A 20,376-nucleotide genomic window follows, 5' to 3' on the forward strand; every position below is an offset into this window, starting at 1 on the left:
CCTGCACTGGCCGGGTCAGCGGCTTACTTGCAGTCGCTGTCGATGACCGTTTGAGCGCGCTTTTGCGCGTCGGCACGAGCGGCGTCGTCCATGAACTCGCGCTCGCCCTTGGCATTGACCTTGGCGATGCGGATGCCGCTGTCGATGGTGTTCTTGTTCTCGCGCGCACGGGCGCAGTTGTCGGCCTTGGCCTTGGCGATCTTTGCGGCCTCGGCGGCTTCCTTGGCCTTCTGCTCGGCCTCGGCCTTCTTGGTCTTTTCTTCGAGCTCCTTGTCCACGCCCGCGGGCTTGGGCGGCGCGGCCTTGGGGGCTGCGGCCGTGTCGCTGCTTCCCTCGGGGGCGGGCGTGACCGGAGCGGGCGCCCGGGCCGACGGCGAAGGGCCGGCGCGGCGCAGGATGTTCTTCTCGGGGATGTCGGTGGGCGGCGGCTGGTCGCTGAAGACCTTCTTGCCGCTGTTGTCGACCCATTGCCATTGCGCGCTCGCCGAGAGCGGCAGCGCGCACGCGCAACCCAATACCAGCCAATGCAGGAAATTCATGCGCGGAGTTTAGCTGCGCCTTACTTTTTGCAACATCCGGAATAGGCGGTTTTGCAACGGTCAGAAAAAACCCGCGCCGGCGAAGCGGGCGGAGCCCTCGTTACAATCCGTCTTTTGGAGCCTCACCCATGCGCCTTCTAGGCAAAGCGCTCACCTTCGACGACGTGTTGTTGGTGCCAGCATTCTCCCAAGTCCTGCCCAAGGACACGTCCCTCGCCACCAAGTTCTCCCGCAACATCACGTTGAACCTGCCGCTCGTCTCTGCGGCCATGGACACCGTGACCGAAGCCCGCCTCGCGATCGCCATCGCGCAGGAAGGCGGCATCGGTATCGTGCACAAGAACCTCACCGCGCAACAGCAGGCCGCCGAAGTGGCCCGTGTGAAGCGCTATGAGTCGGGTGTTTTGCGAGATCCGGTGGTGATCACGCCGACGCACTCCGTGCGCCAGGTGATGGCACTGTCCGACCAGCTCGGCATCTCGGGCTTTCCGGTGATCGACGGCGGCAAGGTCGTCGGCATCGTCACGGGGCGCGACCTGCGCTTCGAGAACCGCTACGACGTGCCCGTGAGCGAAATCATGACGCAGCGCGACCGGCTCATCACCGTGCCCGACGGCACCACGCTGGCCGAAGCCAAGGCGCTGCTGAACAAGCACAAGCTCGAGCGCCTGCTCGTCATCAACGGCGACTGGGAGCTCAAGGGCCTCATCACCGTCAAGGACATCACCAAGCAGACCAGCTTCCCCAACGCCGCACGCGACGCCAACGGCCGCCTGCGCGTGGGCGCGGCGGTCGGCGTGGGTGACGGCACCGAAGAGCGCGTCGAAGCCCTGGTGAAGGCCGGCGTCGACGCCATCGTGGTCGACACCGCCCATGGCCACAGCGCCGGCGTGATCGAGCGCGTGCGCTGGGTCAAGAAGAACTATCCGCAGGTCGACGTCATCGGCGGCAACATCGCCACCGGCGACGCGGCGCGTGCACTGGCCGACGCCGGCGCCGACGCGGTCAAGGTCGGCATCGGCCCGGGCTCGATCTGCACCACCCGCATCGTGGCCGGCGTGGGCGTGCCGCAGATCATGGCGGTCGACAGCGTCGCCACCGCGCTGCACGGCACGGGCATTCCGCTGATTTCCGATGGCGGCGTGCGCTACTCGGGCGACATCGCCAAGGCGATTGCCGCCGGTGCCAGCACCGTCATGATGGGCAGTATGTTCGCCGGCACCGAAGAGGCGCCGGGCGAGATCGTGCTGTACCAGGGGCGCAGCTACAAGAGCTACCGCGGCATGGGCTCCATCGGCGCGATGCAGCAGGGCAGTGCCGACCGGTACTTCCAGGAATCGACCACCGGCAACCCCAACACCGACAAGCTCGTGCCCGAAGGCATCGAAGGCCGCGTGCCCTACAAGGGCTCGATCGTCTCCATCGTCTACCAGATGGCCGGCGGCGTGCGCGCCAGCATGGGCTACTGCGGCTGCGCGACCATCGAGGACATGCAGAACAAGGCCGAGTTCGTCGAGATCACCACGGCCGGCATCCGTGAGAGCCACGTCCACGACGTGCAGATCACGAAGGAAGCGCCGAACTACCGCGCCGAGTAAGCCTAATCTGGCCAGACCTTGAAAGTCAGGCCAGACTGAAGCTAGAATTTGGGCCAGATTCAATTTTTCTGGCCCAAATGCAATCCATCGGCATCGCTGAAGCCAAGAACAACTTCTCGGCCCTGATCGACCTGGTCGAAAAGGGCGAGGAGGTTCGCATCACCCGCCACGGCAAGGAAGTCGTGCGCATGCTGCCGGTGCGCCGCAAGCCCGTCATCACCGACGAGCAGATCGCCCGCGAACTCGGGCAGATCGACGCCCTGCACGCCACCATCCAGCCCGGCCCCACGACCCGCGAACTTCTGAACGAAGGACGCCAGCCATGACCGCCTTCGTCATGGACGCCTCGGTCACCGCCGCGTGGCTGCTGCCCGACCAAGCCAACGAACACACCCGCAGGCTCTACGCCGCCATCCGCCGCGACGAGGTCGAGCCGCAGGCGCCCAACGCCTGGCAATGGGAGTGCGCCAACATCCTTGCCAACGGCGTGCGCAGCGGTCGCATCCCGGCATCGGCCGTCGAAGGCCTGTGGAGCGTGCTCGACGCCATCCGCCACCGCGTGGAGCTGCACGATCTTGCGCCGGCCCAGCACAAGGCCGTGCTTGCCGTGGCCATCGACGCGGGCGTCTCGCTCTACGATGCGGGCTACCTCTGGCTCGCCAAATCGCTCAACCTTCCGCTCGCCACCTTCGACGAGCACCTCATCCAGGCGGCGCCGCACGCGGGCGTCAAGCTGTTCGACATTTCAACGCTCTGAGTCCTTTCGCCATGCAACACGACAAGATCCTCATCCTCGACTTCGGCTCGCAAGTCACCCAGCTCATCGCACGCCGCGTGCGCGAAGCGCATGTGCTCAGCGAAGTGCATCCCTGCGACGTGACAGACGAATGGGTGCGCGAGTACGCCGCCGACGGCCACCTCAAGGGCGTGATTCTTTCGGGCAGCCACGCCAGCGTGTACGAAGAGACCACGGACAAGTGCCCGCAAGCCGTGTTCGACCTCGGCATTCCGGTGCTCGGCATCTGCTACGGCATGCAGACCATGGCGCATCAACTCGGCGGCAAGGTCGAAGGCGGCCACAAGCGCGAGTTTGGTTTCGCGGCCGTGCGCGCCCATGGCCACACCGCGCTGCTGAAGGACATCGCCGACTTCACCACGCCCGAAGGCCACGGCATGCTCAACGTGTGGATGAGCCACGGCGACAAGGTCACCGAACTGCCGCCCGGCTTCAAGCTCATGGCCAGCACCGACAGCTGCCCCATCGCCGGCATGGCCGACGAGGCGCGCAGCTACTACGCGCTGCAGTTCCATCCTGAAGTCACGCACACCGTGCAGGGCAAGGCCATCATCGACCGCTTCGTGCTCGGCATCTGCGAAGCCAAGCCCGACTGGGTCATGCGCGACCACATCGCCGAAGCCGTGCAGAAGATCCGCGAGCAGGTGGGCGATGAAGAAGTCATCCTCGGCCTCTCGGGCGGTGTCGATTCGAGCGTGGCTGCCGCGCTCATCCACCGCGCCATCGGCGACCAGCTGACCTGCGTGTTCGTCGACCACGGCCTGCTGCGCCTGAACGAAGGCGACATGGTCATGGAAATGTTCGAAGGCAAGCTGCACGCGAAGGTCATCCGCGTCGATGCCAGCGACCTGTTCCTGGGCAAGCTCGCCGGTGTGAGCGACCCCGAAGCCAAGCGCAAGATCATCGGCGGCGAGTTCGTCACCGTGTTCAAGCAGGAAGCCGCCAAGCTCAAGGCGGGCGACGGCGGGCACAAGGGCGCGACCTTCCTGGCCCAAGGCACGATCTACCCCGACGTCATCGAATCGGGCGGCGCCAAGAGCAAGAAGGCCGTCACCATCAAGAGCCACCACAACGTGGGCGGCCTGCCCGAGCAGCTGGGCCTGAAGCTGCTCGAACCGCTGCGCGACCTGTTCAAGGACGAAGTGCGCGAACTCGGCGTGGCCCTCGGCCTGCCGCCCGAGATGGTCTACCGCCATCCGTTCCCCGGCCCGGGCCTGGGCGTGCGCATCCTGGGCGAAGTGAAGAAGGAATACGCCGACCTGCTGCGCCGCGCCGACGCCATCTTCATCGAAGAGCTGCGCAACTTCACCGACGAATCGGGCAAGACCTGGTACGACCTCACGAGCCAGGCCTTCACCGTGTTCCTGCCCGTGAAGAGCGTGGGCGTGATGGGCGACGGCCGCACCTACGACTATGTGGTGGCCCTGCGCGCCGTGCAGACCAGCGACTTCATGACCGCCGACTGGGCCGAGCTGCCGTACGCGCTGCTCAAGAAGGTGTCGGGCCGCATCATCAACGAGGTGCGCGGCATCAACCGTGTGACCTACGACGTGTCGAGCAAGCCGCCGGCCACGATCGAGTGGGAGTGATCCCCATCGCGCGGGCCAAGGCCCGCGCTGGCATGCCGCTTGCGATCTAATCGCCCCTGAAGTGGCGGCCACCGGCGGCGCCGCCTTTCGCGCGAAAGGACGCCCGTTGGCCCGCTCCGATCCTCGCAACACCTCTCGGTATTGGCACGCACCCGGCGTGCCGGGCATGGACATGCTCCATGCCGACTTCACGACGCACGACTACGCCCCACACGTGCACGACTCCCTCGTGGTCGCCGTCACGGAGGTGGGCGGCTCGGAGTTCAGAAGCCGGGGCCGCACCGACGTGGCCCACACGCAGGCGCTGCTCGTCTTCAACCCCGGCGAGCCGCACTCGGGTCGCATGGCCGGCAGCCTGCGCTGGCGCTACCGGTCGTTCTACCTGGCCGGGCAGGGCATCCAGGGCGTGTTGACGTCGCTGGGCATCGACCAGCCTCGGCACTTCACATCGAACGTCTTTCGCGACCCGGACCTCATCGCGCGCTTCCTGGCGCTGCACCGCGCCCTCGACGGCGAACCCGACGCGCTGCTGCACCAGGAACTGCTCGTGCGCAGCTTCGGTGCGCTCTTTGCCGCGCACGGGCAGGCCGGGCCCCGCGTGCCGGTCGTGCCCTCGGAGGCGCGCGTGCTCGCGCCCGTGCTCGAACTGATGCGCGAGGGCCATGCCGAGCGCCTCACGCTCGAGCAGATGGGGCAAGTCGCCGACCTGACGACCTTCCAGCTGATCGGCGCCTTCCACCGGACGCTCGGGCTGACCCCGCACGCCTACCTGACCCAGTTGCGCCTGCGGGCCGCGTTGCGGCAGCTCGATGCGGGCCAGCCCGTGGCCGAGGCGGCGTTGGCCTCTGGCTTCTACGACCAGAGTGCACTGAACAAGCACTTCAAGCGCACCTTCGGCATGACGCCGTTGCAGTACGTGCGCGCCCGGGCGAACTGACCGCGCCGCGGGCGCAATTTCAACCAATAGCGCTTCGGGTCGTCCTGCCATGCTGAGGCTTCTCAGCAAGGCCTCCCATGACACGACTCTTCTGCCAGGAACATGCCGACATCCTGCGGCTGGACGCCCAGGTCCTCCAATCGCGGCCCGGTGCCGTGCGGCTGTCGCAGCATCCTTTCTATCCGGGCGGCGGCGGGCAGCTGCCGGACCGTGGCGTCGTCTGCTGGCAAGGCGGGGACGTGCCCGTCACCGGGTTTTCCGAGGAGGGCGGCCTCGTCTGGGTCCAGCTGCCTGATCGCATCGAGATCACCGGCAGCGTCCAGACCGAGGTCGATCCGGCCTTCCGGCAATGCATGCGCGAACTGCACACCGACCTGCATGTGCTCAACGCGCTGGTCTTCCGCGACTTCGACGGCGCGCTGGTCACCGGCGTGCAGATGAACGATGACGGCACCGCGCGCATCGACTTCGATCTGCCCGGCGCCGACAACGACCGCCTGCGGGCCCTCGAGCCCGAACTGAACGATGTGATCGCGCAGGACCTTGCGGTGCAGACGCACTACGTGTCGGTCACCGCCGCCCATGGCGAGCAGGGGCTGCTGCGCTCCCGTTCGGTGGCGCCGCCGCCTTCGGCCGAGGGGCTGGTCCGCATCGTCGAGATCGCCGGGCTCGACCGGCAGGCCTGCGGCGGCACGCACCTCGCGTCCACCGGCGCCTCGCGGCCGGTGCGGATTCTCAAGATCGAGAACAAGGGCCGCTCCAACCGCCGCGTGCGCATCGGGCTGCAGGGGCTGTGAGCATGCACAAATCGCTGCTGGCGCTCTGGGCGCATCCGGTGTGGCTGCTGTGGGTGCCACCGGCCTTCTGGGCGGGCAACCTCGTGCTGGGGCGTGCGCTCGGGCCAGTCTTTCCGCCGGTGTCGCTCGCGGTGGGGCGCTGGGTCGTGGCGCTCGCGGTGCTGGCGCCGTTCGTCGGTGCGCAAGCGTGGCGCGAGCGCGGGTTGCTCGTGCGGCACTGGCGGCTGATCGCGGCGTGCGGCGCCTTCGGCATCGCCGGCTACAACGCGCTCGGCTACCTGGCCCTGCAGACGGTGCCCGCCACCAGCGTCGCGTTCCTCAACTCGACGCTGCCGCTGATGGTGCCGCTCGCCGCCGTGGTGCTTGGTGTCGAGCGCATCACCTGGAAGGCCTTGCTCGGCATCGGCATCTCGTTCCTCGGCGTGACCTGGATCGTGGCGCGCGGCGAACTGGGGCATCTGCTGGCGTTGCGGCTGGGCGGCGGCGAGTTGCTGGTGCTGCTGGCCGTGGCCAACTACGCCGTGTACTCGGTGCTGCTGCGGCGCAAGCCGGCCGCCCTCAGCCCGCTGGTGTTCCTGACGGCGACCATGGCCGCCGGGCTGGTGGTGCTGCTGCCGTTCTGGGCGCTCGAGCTGGCACGCGGCGCGCGCATTCCGACCGATGCGGCCTCGGTGGGCGCGGTGCTCTACATCGGCCTCTTTGCGTCGCTGTTCGCCTTCATCCTGTGGAGCCGCTGTGTCGCGACGCTGGGGGCGACGGTGACGGGCGTGTCGTTCCATCTCGTCGCACTGTTCACGGCGCTGCTGGCGTTCCTCGTGCTGGGGGAGCCCGTGCGCGGCTTCCACATCGCGGGCATCGTGTTGATCCTGCTCGGCTTCTTCGTCACGACCTTCCAGTCGACGAGGCGCGCGAAGGTCGCGGTCTGAGAAGGTGTGAACGAATCCGGCATGCCCGCTCATCCCGCCCAGACTCGCCCCCTCGGCGTTGCAAATGCTCGCCATAGCCCGAGCTATGGCTGCGCTTTGCGCCTTGATGGGGCGCGCCTGAGCGGGCTGCTCGGCCACGCCGGATTCATTCACACCTTCTGAGCGGATGAACACCGTCGAACTCCTGCGCACCCTGGTCGGGTTCGACACGACCTCGCACCGCTCCAACCTCGGCCTCATCCACTGGGTGGCCGACTACCTGGCGGCGCAGGGCGTCAGGACGCGGCTGATCCCCAGTGACGACGGCCAGAAGGCCAATCTGCTGGCGACCCTCGGCCCTAAAGTGGCAGGCGGCATCGTGTTGTCCGGTCACACCGACGTGGTGCCCGTCGACGGTCAGGCCTGGGACTCGGACCCCTTCACGCTCGTTGAACGCGACGGCCGGTGGCATGGTCGTGGCGCCGCTGACATGAAGGGCTTCATCGCAGCGTGCCTCGCAGCGGTGCCTGCGTGGCGTGCGCTCGATCTACAGCGTCCTATTCATCTGGCGCTGTCCTACGACGAGGAAGTCGGGTGCTTCGGTGTTCCACGCCTCATCGCCGCCATGCGTGCCGATGTGCCGACACCGGCACTGGCCGTCATCGGCGAGCCGACGCAGATGCGCGTGGGTCTGGCCCACCGAGGTTTCTTCGGACACCGCATCACCTTCAGCGGCCGACCGGTCCATTCCGGCGATCCGGCCTTGGGAGTGAGCGCGATCGAGCCGGCCGCGCAACTGATCGCTCAACTCGCGCGCTTCGGACGCACGCTGCGCGCGCAAGGCAATCGCACGACTTTCAATGTCGGCTGCATCCATGGCGGGACGGCGATCAACATCGTTCCCGGCTGCTGCGAAGTGACGTGGGAGTTCCGGCCCACGGATCCGGCCAGCACCGCGCAAGTGACGCAAGAACTGGCGCGGCTGCTCGCAGGCGTGTCGCCCGAAGTGGCCGTCGAGCTGACGCCGCTGGCCGGCGTGCCGGCGCTCTGTGCGCCAGAAGGCGAGGGCGGGGCCGTGGACACGCTCAGGCGCTGGGGCGCGCTGTGGCCGCCGGGCGAGATCCCGTTCGGCACCGAGGCCGGCTTCTTCCAGCAGGCGGGCATCCCGTCGCTGGTGTGCGGACCCGGCGCGATCGCGCAGGCCCATCAGCCGAACGAGTGGATCGCCGCCAGCGAGTTGCGCGCTGCCGACCGGTTGCTTGCGTGCGTCGGGGCGTGGGCCGCGGGCGTCTAGGCGTTCACGCACCAACCCGCCGATGCGATCCTGGCCGTCTCAGGGGTTCCCCGCAGTGTCCAAGTTACGCTTTCGCGCGTAGTCTGCCCGCATCCTGGAACTTCATTCCGAACCCTGCGGATTCAGACCGATCCGAGAGCGAAGGCGTCTGCTTTCGTCCTCGGCCGATGGCCGCTCGACGGCGAAGGCCTTAGGGTCCCCGGTGCTCGCTGTGAGCCCTCTCGATGACCGGCCGGATGCGAATGATCCGGCGCGCAGGTCGCACGAGATTTCCCCAACGACTGCTCACGCACCCGCTCCATGAAACTCCTGTCCCGCAAGTTGGCCGCGATGGCCCTGGCCGTCGTCGGCATGGTGACCCTGCGTACCGAAGCCGGCGTGGTGATCACCGGCACGCGCGTGATCTTTCCCGGGCAAGAGCGGGAGGTCACCGTCCAGCTGACCAACGAAGGCGAGTCGCCCGCCCTGATCCAGACATGGATCGACCGTGGTGACCCGAACGAGCCGCCGGAGAAGATCGACGTGCCGTTCGTGCTGGCGCCTGCGATGTTTCGCCTCGATCCGAAGAAGGGGCAGACCCTGCGGCTGATCCGCCTCAAGGCGCCCCTGGCGCAGGACAAGGAAAGCCTGTTCTGGTTGAACGTGCTGGAGGTGCCGCCGAAGGCCAAGGCGGGCCAGGATGCCAACCGGCTCCAGCTGGCCTACCGCACGCGCATCAAGGTGATGTCGCGCCCCGAGGGGTTGGCGGGCCAGGCGGAGGAGGCGCCTGCGCAGCTTCGATGGGCGCTGGTCCGCACCGCAGACGGCAAGGGCCAGGCACTGAGGGCGAGCAATGGGACGCCCTATGTCGTGAACCTCGGAGGCATTGCCCTGAAGTCGTCCGGCCAGGCGTTCGATGCGGGCGCCGGACCTGTCAAGCCGGGTGAGTCGGCGCTGTTTGCGGTTCAGGGCTTCGATGCGCAGGCGAGCCCGGATGCCGAGGTGGAATACACCAGCATCAACGACTGGGGCGGCGGCGTGCCAAACAGGCAGCCGCTGTCCACCAGGGAAACACGCTGAACCCGGCCTTGCAAACGATGAAAAAGATCCTTTTCAAGACGCTGCTGTTGGCGGCCTCCCTGGTTCCTTTCGAGGCGCTGGCGCAATGCAGCATGACGATGGACGTGGCGCCGCTCGTTTCTCCAATAGAGGGTCTCGGCAGGAGCAAGATCAACCCCAACGTCCCCGACGGAACCGTGATCGACTATGTGTTTTCCGAGTACGCCAGCGTGCAGGGCGGAACCAAGGTCATCTGCCCTGGCGGGCTGGGCATCTCTCCGAGAAATGGCATCGGTGCAACAGGGCCGTACAACACCTACAGGACGTCGATTCCGGGGATCGGACTTCGCTTTTCCCATAGCGCGGGCAGTCTGCCTGCCAACATGGCGGGGCCCTGGCCCATGTCCGTCAATCACGGAACCCAAGGCTCGGTTTCCCTTTACGGCTACCCCTATTACGCCAAGGTCGAGATCGTCAAGATAGGAGAAATCAAGGCGGGGGGAACCTTGTCGGGAGAGGTCGCCGTCGGCTATTTCAAAGGCACCTACAAGTTCATGTCGTATGTCATCAAGCCGGCGACCCAGATGCAATTGGCCATTCCCACATGCAAGGTGACGACACCTTCGGTCGGCGCGTTTCTGGGGAATGTCAGCGCGACTTCATTCACCGGCGTCGGCCAGACGTCACAGGCCGTGCCGTTGAATATCTCGCTGACGTGTTCGAATGGCGCCGCCGGTGTGAACGGCAAGGTCTTCGTGACACTCACCGACCAGACCCGTCCGACCAACGTGTCGGACACGTTGTCGCTCAATGCGGCGTCCACCGCCAAGGGGGTCGGCATCCAGGTGCTCAACGGCACCACCGTGATCAGCTACGGGCCGGACTCCAATGTCGTGGGCAACAAGAACCAATGGCTGGCCGGCACGACCTCGAACGGGGTGTTCAACATCCCGTTGACGGCTCGCTACGTGCAGACGGACACGACCGTGAAGCCTGGGAGCGCCAACGGCCGTGCCACATTCACGATGAGCTATCAGTAGGCTGCGGGCCTTCGCGTCAGAAGTTCGCCTTCAAGCCCACCGTGAACATCCCGCCCTTGGCCTGCTTCGACAGCTTGCCGAAGTAGTCGTAGTCGGCCGTGATCGCGAGGTTCTGCGTCATGCGGTACTCGGCGCCGACACCGACCATCACGCCCGTGCTGGTGCCCGAGAGGCGTTGGTTGGCCGGGGCCCAGTTGTTGTCGCCGGAGATGCGTCCGCGTGCCACGCCGAGGCGGCCGTTGAGGGCGAAGGCGTCGCTCAGCGGCATGCGGGCGGTGGCGGCGGCGTAGAAGACCTGGCCGGTGCCGGTCTGCAGCCGGGAGCCGCCGTAGGCCGAGGTCCATTGGCTCACGCTGCCGAGGCGGGCGTAGCCGGCTTCCACGCCGAAGTGTTCGGTCAGGCGGTAGCCGCCGTACAGCTTGTAGGACGTGCCGCTCTTGTTGGCCTTCTTGCCGCCCCATGGCACGGGCACGTGGTTCTTCGAGGACGACAGGCTGTAGCTGGAGCGGCCGATGGCGCCGCCGACATAGAACCCGGTGTCCTTGTCGAGACCGGCGGCGAAGGCGCCGACGGAGGCGGTGCCGAGCCAGAGGGCTGCGAGTGCGAGGCGGGTTTGCGTTTTCGTCAAGATGAAATCCTGTGGGTTGATTGATCGATTGAATGAATGCGTGGATGGGCGGCGTGTCGTTGTTCGCCTTGCCGCCACCGTCCGACGATTCTCAAAAACCAAGCTGAAGACGAGCTTCGCGTTTGCTGAAGGCCTCATGAAGGGCCCTTGCCATGGGCGATGATCGACACATGTCAGCTCAGCTTCTTCTTCCCGGAATCGATCCCCCGCCGCGGCCCCTGCCGCGACCTCGCGGCACCCAGGCCCCTCGCAAGGCGCCGCTGCCGCACTCGCTTTTTTTCGCACTGCTTCCCACCCCGCAAGACGCCGAAACCATCGCCGCGCTCGGCGCGCGCATGAACTCCCAACACGCCCTGAAGGGCACGGTGGTCGAGGCGCAGCGCCTGCATGTCACGCTGTTCGACCTCGGCAACCACGACCAGGTACCCGCCGACAAGGTGGCCCAGGCATCGACCGCGGCCGCCGCGGTGTCCGTGCCGGCGCTCGATGTCGTTTTCGAAAAATCCATGAGCTACGCCAAGGGCGCGCTGGTGCTGTGCGCCGACGACGAGGCCAACGTTGCGGCGTTGCGCGCGTTCAGGCAGCGCCTGGGCGAGGCGCTGGCCGATGTCGGCCTGAAGCCCGCGCGCGCGTTCACGCCGCACATGACCGTCGCCTATGCGCGGCGCAAGCTCGAAAAGCACGCGCTCGAAGCGCCTGCCCGGTGGGCCGCCCATTCGCTGGTGCTCATCGACAGCCACGTGGGCGAGGGCGTGCACGAGGTGCTGGGCCGTTGGCCCGCCGAGGTGGCCGACTAGTCCTGATCCGCGAAGGTGTCGAACAGCAGCCCGCGCAGCCACTGGTTGCCTGGGTCGCGGTGCACCTTCGCGTGCCAGAACAGGTTGATCGCGATCTGCGGCAGCGCCACCGGGTGCGGTCGCCACACCAGGCCGAAGGGCTCGGCGATGCTGCGCGCCAGCCGCTCGGGCACGGTCGCGATCATTTCGCTCGACTGCAGGATGTGGCCGATGGCCACGAAGTGCGGCACCTTGAGCCGGATGCGGCGCTGGATGCCCTGCGCCGCCATCACGTCGTCGGCCTTGCCGTGGCCCGTGCCGGCGGCCTGCACCTGCACGTGGTCGGCGGCGCTGAAGTCCTTCAGTGACACGCTGCGCTTGCGCGCCAGCGGATGCGCGCCGGAGAACAGGCACACATAACGCTGCAGGAACAGCCGGCGCTGGAACACGCCCGACTTGAGCTGCGGCAGCAGGCCGATGGCGATGTCGACATGGCCGGCCTCCAGGTCGTCGCGCAGGTGGGTCGCGGTGTTGTTGCGCAGCGTGCTGATGGTCACGCCAGGCGCGGCGGCCGAGAGCGTTTCCATGAGGCGCGGCGTGAAGTAGATCTCGCCGATGTCGGTCATGGCGAGCGTGAAGCTGCGCGTGCTCGTGGCGGGGTCGAACACCACCTGCTGGTTGAGCGCCGTGTGCAGCGCGCCCATGGCGTAGGCCACCGGCTCGGCCAGCTGCAGCGCGAAGGGCGTGGGCTCCATGCCGCGCGCGGTGCGCAAGAAAAGCTCGTCGCCCAGCAGCTTGCGCAGGCGCGCCAGTGCGTTGCTGATGGCAGGCTGCGACAGGCCCAGCGACGCGGCCACGGCCGACACGCGCTTCTCGGCCAGCATGCGGTCGAACACCAGCAGCAGGTTGAGGTCGATGTCCTTGAGTTGCATGGCGCACCTTTATTCATACGGGTGATACAGCCGATTCACCAGATTCTATTGGTCAATCGGAAGAGGCCGCGCATCATCCGTGCCCAGAGACAAGCCGGCCCTGCCGCCGGCGCCAGAAAAAGAGAGCCCGACGATGGACCTGCACATTCACCCCCTTGCCCGCACCCTCGAGGTCCGCCCCGGCGCGAACCTGCTCGAGGTGCTGCGCGAGCACCAGGTGCCGGTGTCGTACAGCTGCATGTCGGGGCGCTGCGGCACCTGCCGCTGCAAGGTGGTGTCGGGCCAGCTGCTCGACGGCGGCCAGGACGCGATCCGGCCCGACGGGCAGGGCGAGCGCTACGTGCTGGCCTGCCAGAGCACGCTGACCGAAAGCTGCACCATCGAGATTCCCGAGCCCGACGAGGTGGTGGTGCACCCGGCGCGCGTGCTCAAGGCCACGGTCACGGGCATCGACGTGCTCACGCACGACATCCGCCGCCTGCGCCTCAAGCCCAACAAGCCGCTGGAGTTCTCGCCGGGCCAGTACGCGCAGCTGCAGTTCGGCCCCGAGCTGGCACGCCCGTACTCGATGGCCGGGCTGAGCCGCGACGCGGAGCTTGAATTCCATGTGCGCCGCGTGCCGGGCGGCCGGGTCACCGCCCACATCTTCGAACAGCTGCGCGTGGGCGACACCGTGCGCGTGAGCGGCCCGCTGGGCACCGCCTACCTGCGCACCAAGCACCGCGGGCCGATGCTCTGCGCGGCGGGCGGCACGGGGCTCGCACCCATCCTGTCGATCGTGCGCGGCGCGGTCGCGGCGGGGCTCGTGCAGCCGATCCACGTCTACCTCGGCGTGCGTTCCGACGCCGACGTTTACGGCCTGCCGGAGCTGCGCGAATTGCAGGCCCAGCATCCCGGCCTGAAAGTGCACGTCGTGGTGGTCGCCGGCCCCGCGCGCGACGGCCAGCGGCTGGGGCTCATCACCGATGCGATCCGCGCCGACCTGCCCGCAGGGCTCGACGGCTGGCGCGCCTACCTGTGCGGCTCGCCGCCCATGGTGGAGGCCGCGAGCCGGCTGGTGCAGGCGCACGGCCTGGCGCCCGAGCAGACGCATGCCGATGCCTTCTACCTGCAAGGCACCTGAAGAACCGAACAAGAGAAAAGGAGACCCGATGACCACGCCAGCCGTCTTCCCCATCGAACTGCACTGGGAGAGCGAAAAGACCAGCCGCATTCCCTTCATGGCCTACACCGACGAGGCGCTGCACAAGAAGGAGCTGCAGCGCTTCTTCTACGACAAGCACTGGTGCTATGTCGGCCTCGAAGCCGAGATCCCGAACCCGGGCGACTTCAAGCGCACCGCCATCGGCGAGCGCTCGGTCATCCTGTCGCGCGACGAAGAAGGCGCCATCCACGTGTTCGAGAACGTCTGCGCCCACCGCGGCATGCAGTTCTGCCGCGAGCGCCATGGCAACAAGAAGGAGTTCGTCTGCCCCTACCACCAGTGGAACTACACGCTGAAGGGCGACCTGCAGGGCGTGCCGTTTCGCCGCGGCGTGAAGCAGGACGGCAAGGTCCACGGCGGCATGCCAGCCGATTTCAAGACCGAAGACCACGGCCTGAACAAGCTCAAGGTCGCCTCGCGCGGCGGCGTGGTGTTTGCGTCGTTCGACCACGACATCGAATCGTTCGAGGACTTTCTCGGCCCCGACATCCTGCATTACTTCGACCGCCTGTTCGACGGCCGCAAGCTCACCATCCTGGGCTACAGCCGCCAGCGCATTCCGGGCAACTGGAAGCTCATGCAGGAGAACATCAAGGACCCGTACCACCCCGGCCTGCTGCACACCTGGTTCGTGACCTTCGGGCTCTGGCGCGCCGACAACAAGTCGGAGCTGAAGATGGACGCGCGCGGCCGTCACGCCGCCATGATCTCCACGCGCGGCAGCGCCGGCAAGGCCGCGCAGGTGACGCAGGTGTCGAGCTTCAAGGAAAGCATGCAGCTGAAAGACCCGCGCTTTCTGGACATCGTGCCCGAGCCCTGGTGGGGCGGGCCGACGGCGGTGATGATGACGCTGTTCCCCAGCCTCATCCTGCAGCAGCAGGTCAACAGCGTGTCGACGCGCCACATCCAGCCCGTGGGCCACGACGCCTTCGATTTCGTGTGGACGCATTTCGGCTTCGAGGACGACACGCCCGAGATGACGCAGCGCCGCCTGCGCCAGGCCAACCTGTTCGGGCCGGCGGGCTTCGTGTCGGCCGACGACGGCGAGGTGATCGAGTTCTCGCAGGAAGGCTTCGAGCAGAAGCCCTACCACCGCACGCTGGCCGAGCTCGGCGGGCGCGAGGTCGAAAACACCGACCACATGGTGACCGAGACGCTGATCCGCGGCATGTACCGCTACTGGCGCGAAGTGATGGAGGCCGCATGAGCACGCTCGACACCGCCACCTACCTCGACCTGTCGCGCCTGTATGCGGCGTACGCGCACGCCGTCGATTCGGGCGACTGGAACCTGTGGCCCGCGTTCTTCACCGAGCAGTGCAGCTACCGCCTGCAGCCGCGCGAGAACCACGAACGCGGCCTGCCGCTGGCCACGCTCTCGTTCGAAAGCCGGGGCATGCTCGAGGACCGCGTCTACGGCATCAAGGAGACGCTGTTCCACGACCCGTACTACCAGCGCCACGTGGTGGGCCTGCCGCTGGTGCACCGCGTCGATGCCGACGGCACCATTCACAGCGAAGCCAACTACGCGGTGTTCCGCACCAAGCTCGACGGGCCCTCGACCGTGTTCAATGTCGGGCGCTACATCGACAAGGTCGTGCAGACCCCCGAGGGCCTGAAGTTCGCGTCGCGCCTGTGTGTGTTCGACAGCGAAATGATCCCGAACTCCATCATCTATCCCATCTGAAATAGAGCCATGCCAGAAAAAGAACCAGAGACCCACGGTGCGCCGTTGCGCCGCTTCACCGACCCGGCCTACGTGCCGCTGTGCGCCAACCTCGCGCAGGTGCGCGAGAACATCGACCGGCTCGACCGCCAGATCGTCGCACTGCTGGCCGAGCGCGGCCGCTACGTGAAGGACGCCGCGCGCTTCAAGCGCGACGCCTTCCAGGTGTCGGCGCCGCAGCGCCAGCAGGAAGTGATCGACAAGGTGAAGGCGCTCGCCGAGAAGGAGGGCGCCTACCCGGAGGTGGTCGAGGCCGCCTACCGCGCGCTCATCGCGGGCTTCATCGCGCGCGAGCAGCAGGACCACTTGGGCATGGTCGACGTGGAGGGGCAGCCATGACGCGCGCACGCCTCTTCGTCGCCTTCACCGCCGTGGCCCTGGCCGCGGCCGCCCATGCACAAGACTGGCCACAGCGCCCCGTGCGCATCGTCGTGCCGTTCGCGGCGGGCTCGTCGCCCGACATCCTGGCGCGCATCGTCAACGACAAGCTCGCGGCGCGCATCGGCCAGCCGCTCATCGTCGAGAACAAGCCCGGCGCGGGCGGCAACAGCGGCACCGACGCGGTCTCGAAGGTGCAGCCCGACGGCTATACCTTCCTGCTGTCGGTGAATGCGCCGCTGGTCTACAACACCATCCTCTACAAGAACCTGCCGTACGACCCGTTCAAGGACCTCGTGCCCGTGTCGCTGGCCGCGACCACGCCGAACGTCTGCGCGGTCTCCAACTCGATGGGCGTCGATTCGGTCAAGGGCTGGCTGGCGGCGATGAAGAAGAACCCCGGCAAGTTCAACTTCGCCTCGACCGGCAACGGCTCGATCTCGCACCTGGGCGTGGAGCTCATCAAGGCGAAGACGCAGTCGTTCGCGGTGCACATCCCGTACGCCTCGTCGGGCCAGGCCGTCACGGCCATCGTGCAGGGCGACGTGCAGTACGCCTGCCTGCCGCCGGTCACGGTGATGCCGCAGGCCAAGGCCGGGCGCCTGAAGGCGCTGGCCGTCACCTCGGCCGAGCGTTCGGCATTGCTGCCCGACCTGCCGACGCTGCGCGAATCGGGCCTGCCCGACATCCAGGCCGTGCCGTGGTTCGCCTACATGGCGCCCAAGGGCACGCCGAACGACGTGGTGCAGCGCATGAGCCGCGAGATTGCGGCCGCGCTGAAAGACCCCGACACAGTCAAGCGCCTGCAGACCGCGTACTTCGACCCCGTGGGCAGCACGCCCGAAGGCCTGTCGAAGTTCATGGACGAGGAACTGCGCCGCTGGAAGCCGGTGATCGACCGCGCCGGCCTCAAGCCCGATTGAGACGAAGGGAGCACACGATGAGCACGATGACCTGGGTCGACGCCGCGGCGGTCGACGACGTTCCCGCCGACGACGTGGTCGGCATCGAGGTGCAGGGGCGCGACATCGCGCTGTACGGCACCGACGACGGCATCCACGCCACCGACAACATCTGCACGCACGGCCATGCGCGGCTGTGCGACGGTTTCCTGGAAGGCCACGAGATCGAATGCCCGCTGCACCAGGGCCGCTTCGACGTGCGCAGCGGCAAGGCCATGTGCGCGCCGCTCACCGAAGACCTGCGCACCTACCCGGTGAAGATCGAGGGTGGGCGGGTGTTCCTGGCGTTCGAAGGCTGAACTGTTCTGCCTCCGGCGGGGCCGATCTGTCTCTGTTCGCGCCCGACCGGTTGGCGACAATCGAGGCCCGTTTTCCTGGACATCCGATGACAGAACCACACAGCCGCGACCAGATCGCCGACCTGATCGCCGCCGAGCTGGGCCACAGCTTCGACGGCGAAATCCTGGCCGGCGGCCACTACGTGCCACTGGTGCGCGACGGCCGCACCGTCTACCTCAGCGGCCAGGTGCCGCGCGTGGGCACCACGGTGGTCGTCACCGGCCGCGTGGGCGATGCCATGTCGCTCGACACCGCGCGCGAGGGCGCCCAGATCTGCGCGCTGCGCAGCCTCGCGTTGCTGCGCCGGGCACTCGGCTCGCTCGATGCGGTCGAGAAGGTGCTGCGCGTGGGCGTGTTCGTGCAGTGCACGGCCGACTTCACGCAGCAAAGCGAGGTGGCCGATGCCGCGTCCGACCTGCTGCACCGCGTGTTCGGCGAGGCCGGCGTGCATGTGCGCACGGCGGTCGGCGTCTATGCGCTGCCGAAGAATGCGACGGTCGAGGTCGAGATGACGGTCGCCACGACCCACGCCGCCTGACCTAGGAGCGTTCGCGGCGCGCGGGTTCGCTGCGGTGCAGGTGCACCGCCAGCGTGTCGCGCGGCGGGCGCACCGCGCATTGCGCGAGCAGCCGGCCGGCTTCGCCCCGGTGGTAGCCGTTGTGCGTCACGACGTGGGCCAGCATTTCTTCGCGCGTCATGCGGCCCTTGTCGCCGTCGGTGAACACGAAGGGCAGCGCCTCGGCCAGCAGCGCCGGCGTGAGCGTGTCCAGGTAGGCGAGGTACCAGCGGTCGGACTCGGCCACGGCCGCGCGCAGGTCGGCCAGCGTGGGCGTTTCGGGCGTGTTGTCGTCGGTGAAACCGTGCGGCGTGCCCGTGAGGTGGCCCGCGAAGATCCGGTTCACCACGTGGGCATGGTTGACCACGCGGATCGCGGCATGCCGGGCGTCGGCGTGCTGCATGGGGTCGAGGCCGGCCATGCGGTCCAGCAACTCGTCGTTGGCCCACGCGTGGTACTGGAACAGCGTGCGCAGCAGGGGTGGGGCGCTCATGTCGGGGGTGTCCTTGTCATCGGGGAACCCGGATGTTCGCGGCAGGCGCGGCGCCTGTCCACCCGAAACAGGATCAGCGCTCGCCGAGCATCCAGCGCGTGCGGTCGCCGCGCCCCGGCAGGTGCAGCGCGGCGGTGGCCGCGGGCGTCTCGGCCAGCAGCCGGCCCTTGCGGAACACCTTGAGCCGCGTCGCGCGCAGGCGGATGGCCTCGACCGGGTCGCGCGCCTGAAGCAGCACGAAGCTGGCGTCGCAGCCGGCTTCCAGGCCGTAGCCGTCCAGGTGCATCACGCGCGCCGCGCGCGTGGTCACGGCCTCGAAGCACTGGTGGATGCCGGCTTGGCCGGTCATCTGCGCCACGTGCAGGCCCATGTGGGCCACCTCGAGCATGTCGCCCGAGCCCATGCCGTACCACGGGTCCATCACGCAGTCGTGGCCGAAGGCGACGTTCACGCCGGCCGCCATCAGCTCGGGCACGCGCGTCATGCCGCGGCGCTTGGGGTAGCTGTCGTGGCGGCCCTGCAGCGTGATGTTGATGAGCGGGTTGGACACCACGCTCACGCCGCTCTCGGCGATGAGCGGCAGCAGCTTGCTCACGTAGTAGTTGTCCATCGAGTGCATCGAGGTGCAGTGCGAGCCCGTCACGCGGCCTTGCAGGCCCAGGCGCAGCGTCTCGGCGGCCAGGGTCTCGATGTGGCGCGAGAGCGGGTCGTCCGACTCGTCGCAGTGCATGTCGACCAGCTTGCCGCGCTCGGCGGCCAGCTCGCACAGCAGCTTCACGCTGGCGGCGCCGTCGGCCATGGTGCGCTCGAAATGCGGTATGCCGCCGACGACGTCCACGCCCTTGTCGAGCGCGCGCGTGAGGTTGTCGACGCCGCCCGGCGAGCGCAGCACGCCGTCTTGTGGAAAGGCCACCAGCTGCAGGTCGATGTAGGGCGCCACCTGGCGCTTCACCTCGAGCAGCGCGTCGACCGCGAGCAGGCTGGGGTCGCTCGTGTCCACGTGCGAGCGGATCGCCAGCAGGCCCTTGGCCACGGCCCAGTCGCAGTAGGCGAGCGCGCGTTCGATGAGCGCGTCGGCCGTGAGCAGCGGCTTGAGCTCGCCCCACAGCGCGATGCCTTCGAGCAGCGTGCCGCTCTGGTTGACGCGCGGCTGGCCGTAGCTCAGCGTGGCGTCCATGTGGAAGTGCGGATCGACGAAATGCGGCGTGAGCAGCAGGCCCTGGGCGTCGAGCGTCTCGTGCGCGGGCGCGGCCAGGCCGGGCGTGACCTCGGCGATGCGGCCGTCCTGCACGGCGACCGACATGCCGGTGCGGCCGTCGGGGAGGGTGGCGTTGGTGATGAGGAGGTCGAGCATCGGTGGGGTGTCTTTTTTCGAGGAGCGTTCAGCGCGTGCGCTGCGCGCGGAAGCGGTATTGCCCTGCGGCCGGCCCGACCTCGATGGTCACGCGGCGCAGCTTGTCGTCGTGGCCCGAGTCGGCCTTGGCCGTCACCACGATGCCGCGCGGCGTGGCGCGGCAGGTGAGTTCGCTCAGGGAGATTTCGGCGTGGTCGTTGTCGAGCTCAGCGATGGCGATCGTGTGCACGGCGTAGAGGCTGTAGCTGCGGTCGGCCTCGCCGCGCGCCATCCACTGCACATAGAGGAACGACTGCGCGAAGGCTTCGGCGTGGATCACGCGGTAGGTGCCGTGGTGGTCGGGGCCCCAGGTGCCGCAGGTCTGCACCCAGGTGACGGCGTCGTGGGTGGCGAAGCGTTCGGCGCCGTAGTCGGCGCCGAGTGCGTGGGCGCCGCTGCCGGCCAGGGCGAGCAGCGCGGTGGCCAGCAGGCGACAAAGGCGAGGCCGCGTCATCGG

At 67.8% G+C, this 20,376-nt stretch carries 24 protein-coding genes; 18 read left to right on the plus strand and 6 right to left on the minus strand.

The annotated features are described in order from the left end of the window. Window positions 1-23 precede the first annotated feature (23 nt). On the minus strand, window positions 24-539 hold the full coding sequence (locus AC3WQM_RS03885) for a DUF4124 domain-containing protein (RefSeq protein WP_492677004.1): 516 nt from the start codon (window positions 537-539) through the stop codon (window positions 24-26). A 128-nt stretch (window positions 540-667) separates the two neighbouring features. On the opposite strand from AC3WQM_RS03885, the gene guaB reads away from it, so the two are divergent. From guaB to AC3WQM_RS03935, 10 genes are all read left to right on the plus strand, one after another. After that, entirely contained in the window at window positions 668-2,137 is a 1,470-nt protein-coding gene (guaB, locus tag AC3WQM_RS03890) for an IMP dehydrogenase (RefSeq protein ID WP_095948611.1), read from the plus strand. A 77-nt stretch (window positions 2,138-2,214) separates the two neighbouring features. Further along, window positions 2,215-2,463 (plus strand): type II toxin-antitoxin system Phd/YefM family antitoxin, encoded by a 249-nt coding sequence (locus AC3WQM_RS03895; RefSeq protein ID WP_056580613.1) that lies wholly within the window; start codon window positions 2,215-2,217, stop codon window positions 2,461-2,463. Then, window positions 2,460-2,894: a type II toxin-antitoxin system VapC family toxin gene (locus tag AC3WQM_RS03900; protein ID WP_062477835.1), complete on the plus strand. Its 435-nt coding sequence runs from the start codon at window positions 2,460-2,462 to the stop codon at window positions 2,892-2,894. The genes AC3WQM_RS03895 and AC3WQM_RS03900 overlap by 4 nt, the downstream gene beginning before the upstream one ends. 11 nt (window positions 2,895-2,905) lie before the next feature. After that, window positions 2,906-4,522: a glutamine-hydrolyzing GMP synthase gene (gene guaA, locus AC3WQM_RS03905; RefSeq protein WP_492677005.1), complete on the plus strand. Its 1,617-nt coding sequence runs from the start codon at window positions 2,906-2,908 to the stop codon at window positions 4,520-4,522. A gap of 106 nt (window positions 4,523-4,628) precedes the next feature. After that, window positions 4,629-5,459, plus strand: coding sequence for a helix-turn-helix transcriptional regulator (locus AC3WQM_RS03910; protein WP_492677006.1), 831 nt, complete (start codon window positions 4,629-4,631; stop codon window positions 5,457-5,459). A gap of 77 nt (window positions 5,460-5,536) precedes the next feature. Then, window positions 5,537-6,256 (plus strand): alanyl-tRNA editing protein, encoded by a 720-nt coding sequence (locus tag AC3WQM_RS03915; RefSeq protein ID WP_492677007.1) that lies wholly within the window; start codon window positions 5,537-5,539, stop codon window positions 6,254-6,256. A gap of 2 nt (window positions 6,257-6,258) precedes the next feature. After that, the gene (locus AC3WQM_RS03920; protein WP_492677008.1) at window positions 6,259-7,182 is read left to right on the plus strand and encodes a DMT family transporter; all 924 of its coding nucleotides are present in this window, start codon (window positions 6,259-6,261) and stop codon (window positions 7,180-7,182) included. Between the two features lie 166 nt (window positions 7,183-7,348). Further along, window positions 7,349-8,455 (plus strand): acetylornithine deacetylase, encoded by a 1,107-nt coding sequence (argE, locus tag AC3WQM_RS03925; protein WP_492677009.1) that lies wholly within the window; start codon window positions 7,349-7,351, stop codon window positions 8,453-8,455. Window positions 8,456-8,755: 300 nt separating this feature from the next. Then, entirely contained in the window at window positions 8,756-9,514 is a 759-nt protein-coding gene (locus AC3WQM_RS03930; protein WP_492677010.1) for a fimbrial biogenesis chaperone, read from the plus strand. Window positions 9,515-9,531: 17 nt separating this feature from the next. Beyond that, window positions 9,532-10,533, plus strand: a complete 1,002-nt coding sequence (locus AC3WQM_RS03935) for a fimbrial protein (RefSeq protein ID WP_492677011.1) — start codon at window positions 9,532-9,534, stop codon at window positions 10,531-10,533. Between the two features lie 16 nt (window positions 10,534-10,549). On the opposite strand, the gene AC3WQM_RS03940 is transcribed toward AC3WQM_RS03935, so the two are convergent. Then, window positions 10,550-11,161 carry a porin family protein gene (locus AC3WQM_RS03940; protein WP_307588363.1) on the minus strand — a complete coding sequence of 204 codons (612 nt, stop codon included), beginning with the start codon at window positions 11,159-11,161 and terminating at the stop codon, window positions 10,550-10,552. A 335-nt stretch (window positions 11,162-11,496) separates the two neighbouring features. On the opposite strand from AC3WQM_RS03940, the gene AC3WQM_RS03945 reads away from it, so the two are divergent. Continuing rightward, window positions 11,497-11,958 (plus strand): 2'-5' RNA ligase family protein, encoded by a 462-nt coding sequence (locus AC3WQM_RS03945; RefSeq protein WP_492677012.1) that lies wholly within the window; start codon window positions 11,497-11,499, stop codon window positions 11,956-11,958. Here AC3WQM_RS03945 and AC3WQM_RS03950 read toward each other — a convergent pair. Next, window positions 11,955-12,869 (minus strand): LysR family transcriptional regulator, encoded by a 915-nt coding sequence (locus tag AC3WQM_RS03950; RefSeq protein ID WP_492677013.1) that lies wholly within the window; start codon window positions 12,867-12,869, stop codon window positions 11,955-11,957. The two genes, AC3WQM_RS03945 and AC3WQM_RS03950, sit on opposite strands and share 4 nt — an antisense overlap. 133 nt (window positions 12,870-13,002) lie before the next feature. Here AC3WQM_RS03950 and AC3WQM_RS03955 point away from each other — a divergent pair, with 133 nt between their 5' ends. From AC3WQM_RS03955 to AC3WQM_RS03985, 7 genes are all read left to right on the plus strand, one after another. Then, window positions 13,003-13,992, plus strand: coding sequence for a 2Fe-2S iron-sulfur cluster-binding protein (locus AC3WQM_RS03955; RefSeq protein ID WP_492677014.1), 990 nt, complete (start codon window positions 13,003-13,005; stop codon window positions 13,990-13,992). A 28-nt stretch (window positions 13,993-14,020) separates the two neighbouring features. Further along, window positions 14,021-15,280 (plus strand): aromatic ring-hydroxylating dioxygenase subunit alpha, encoded by a 1,260-nt coding sequence (locus tag AC3WQM_RS03960; RefSeq protein WP_487846898.1) that lies wholly within the window; start codon window positions 14,021-14,023, stop codon window positions 15,278-15,280. Then, window positions 15,277-15,759: an aromatic-ring-hydroxylating dioxygenase subunit beta gene (locus AC3WQM_RS03965; protein WP_492677015.1), complete on the plus strand. Its 483-nt coding sequence runs from the start codon at window positions 15,277-15,279 to the stop codon at window positions 15,757-15,759. Before AC3WQM_RS03960 ends, AC3WQM_RS03965 begins: the two co-directional genes overlap by 4 nt. A gap of 9 nt (window positions 15,760-15,768) precedes the next feature. Then, complete coding sequence (locus tag AC3WQM_RS03970; RefSeq protein ID WP_492677016.1) at window positions 15,769-16,137, plus strand: chorismate mutase; 369 nt, start codon at window positions 15,769-15,771, stop codon at window positions 16,135-16,137. Continuing rightward, window positions 16,134-17,099: a Bug family tripartite tricarboxylate transporter substrate binding protein gene (locus tag AC3WQM_RS03975; protein ID WP_492677017.1), complete on the plus strand. Its 966-nt coding sequence runs from the start codon at window positions 16,134-16,136 to the stop codon at window positions 17,097-17,099. Before AC3WQM_RS03970 ends, AC3WQM_RS03975 begins: the two co-directional genes overlap by 4 nt. 17 nt (window positions 17,100-17,116) lie before the next feature. Further along, entirely contained in the window at window positions 17,117-17,437 is a 321-nt protein-coding gene (locus tag AC3WQM_RS03980) for a non-heme iron oxygenase ferredoxin subunit (RefSeq protein WP_056580656.1), read from the plus strand. Window positions 17,438-17,523: 86 nt separating this feature from the next. After that, window positions 17,524-18,015, plus strand: coding sequence for a RidA family protein (locus AC3WQM_RS03985; RefSeq protein WP_492677018.1), 492 nt, complete (start codon window positions 17,524-17,526; stop codon window positions 18,013-18,015). A 1-nt stretch (window position 18,016) separates the two neighbouring features. Here AC3WQM_RS03985 and AC3WQM_RS03990 read toward each other — a convergent pair whose 3' ends face one another. From AC3WQM_RS03990 to AC3WQM_RS04000, 3 genes are all read right to left on the minus strand, one after another. Further along, a complete protein-coding gene (locus AC3WQM_RS03990; RefSeq protein WP_492677019.1) occupies window positions 18,017-18,526 on the minus strand; it encodes a DinB family protein in 510 nt (169 codons plus the stop codon). Between the two features lie 73 nt (window positions 18,527-18,599). After that, window positions 18,600-19,880: an amidohydrolase family protein gene (locus AC3WQM_RS03995; protein WP_492677020.1), complete on the minus strand. Its 1,281-nt coding sequence runs from the start codon at window positions 19,878-19,880 to the stop codon at window positions 18,600-18,602. Between the two features lie 28 nt (window positions 19,881-19,908). Further along, on the minus strand, window positions 19,909-20,373 hold the full coding sequence (locus tag AC3WQM_RS04000; RefSeq protein WP_492677021.1) for a hypothetical protein: 465 nt from the start codon (window positions 20,371-20,373) through the stop codon (window positions 19,909-19,911). Between the last annotated feature and the right edge of the window lie 3 nt (window positions 20,374-20,376).

The organism is Variovorax sp. FW301-JW7 (assembly GCF_058788795.1).

Coding starts and splice junctions, on each gene's coding strand:
- AC3WQM_RS03885 (WP_492677004.1), bottom strand. CDS start 539: ATGAATTTCCTGCATTGGCTGGTATTGGGTTGCGCGTGCGCGCTGCCG.
- guaB (WP_095948611.1), top strand. CDS start 668: ATGCGCCTTCTAGGCAAAGCGCTCACCTTCGACGACGTGTTGTTGGTG.
- AC3WQM_RS03895 (WP_056580613.1), top strand. CDS start 2,215: ATGCAATCCATCGGCATCGCTGAAGCCAAGAACAACTTCTCGGCCCTG.
- AC3WQM_RS03900 (WP_062477835.1), top strand. CDS start 2,460: ATGACCGCCTTCGTCATGGACGCCTCGGTCACCGCCGCGTGGCTGCTG.
- guaA (WP_492677005.1), top strand. CDS start 2,906: ATGCAACACGACAAGATCCTCATCCTCGACTTCGGCTCGCAAGTCACC.
- AC3WQM_RS03915 (WP_492677007.1), top strand. CDS start 5,537: ATGACACGACTCTTCTGCCAGGAACATGCCGACATCCTGCGGCTGGAC.
- AC3WQM_RS03920 (WP_492677008.1), top strand. CDS start 6,259: ATGCACAAATCGCTGCTGGCGCTCTGGGCGCATCCGGTGTGGCTGCTG.
- argE (WP_492677009.1), top strand. CDS start 7,349: ATGAACACCGTCGAACTCCTGCGCACCCTGGTCGGGTTCGACACGACC.
- AC3WQM_RS03930 (WP_492677010.1), top strand. CDS start 8,756: ATGAAACTCCTGTCCCGCAAGTTGGCCGCGATGGCCCTGGCCGTCGTC.
- AC3WQM_RS03935 (WP_492677011.1), top strand. CDS start 9,532: ATGAAAAAGATCCTTTTCAAGACGCTGCTGTTGGCGGCCTCCCTGGTT.
- AC3WQM_RS03945 (WP_492677012.1), top strand. CDS start 11,497: ATGAACTCCCAACACGCCCTGAAGGGCACGGTGGTCGAGGCGCAGCGC.
- AC3WQM_RS03950 (WP_492677013.1), bottom strand. CDS start 12,869: ATGCAACTCAAGGACATCGACCTCAACCTGCTGCTGGTGTTCGACCGC.
- AC3WQM_RS03955 (WP_492677014.1), top strand. CDS start 13,003: ATGGACCTGCACATTCACCCCCTTGCCCGCACCCTCGAGGTCCGCCCC.
- AC3WQM_RS03960 (WP_487846898.1), top strand. CDS start 14,021: ATGACCACGCCAGCCGTCTTCCCCATCGAACTGCACTGGGAGAGCGAA.
- AC3WQM_RS03965 (WP_492677015.1), top strand. CDS start 15,277: ATGAGCACGCTCGACACCGCCACCTACCTCGACCTGTCGCGCCTGTAT.
- AC3WQM_RS03970 (WP_492677016.1), top strand. CDS start 15,769: ATGCCAGAAAAAGAACCAGAGACCCACGGTGCGCCGTTGCGCCGCTTC.
- AC3WQM_RS03975 (WP_492677017.1), top strand. CDS start 16,134: ATGACGCGCGCACGCCTCTTCGTCGCCTTCACCGCCGTGGCCCTGGCC.
- AC3WQM_RS03980 (WP_056580656.1), top strand. CDS start 17,117: ATGAGCACGATGACCTGGGTCGACGCCGCGGCGGTCGACGACGTTCCC.
- AC3WQM_RS03985 (WP_492677018.1), top strand. CDS start 17,524: ATGACAGAACCACACAGCCGCGACCAGATCGCCGACCTGATCGCCGCC.
- AC3WQM_RS03990 (WP_492677019.1), bottom strand. CDS start 18,526: ATGAGCGCCCCACCCCTGCTGCGCACGCTGTTCCAGTACCACGCGTGG.
- AC3WQM_RS03995 (WP_492677020.1), bottom strand. CDS start 19,880: ATGCTCGACCTCCTCATCACCAACGCCACCCTCCCCGACGGCCGCACC.
- AC3WQM_RS04000 (WP_492677021.1), bottom strand. CDS start 20,373: ATGACGCGGCCTCGCCTTTGTCGCCTGCTGGCCACCGCGCTGCTCGCC.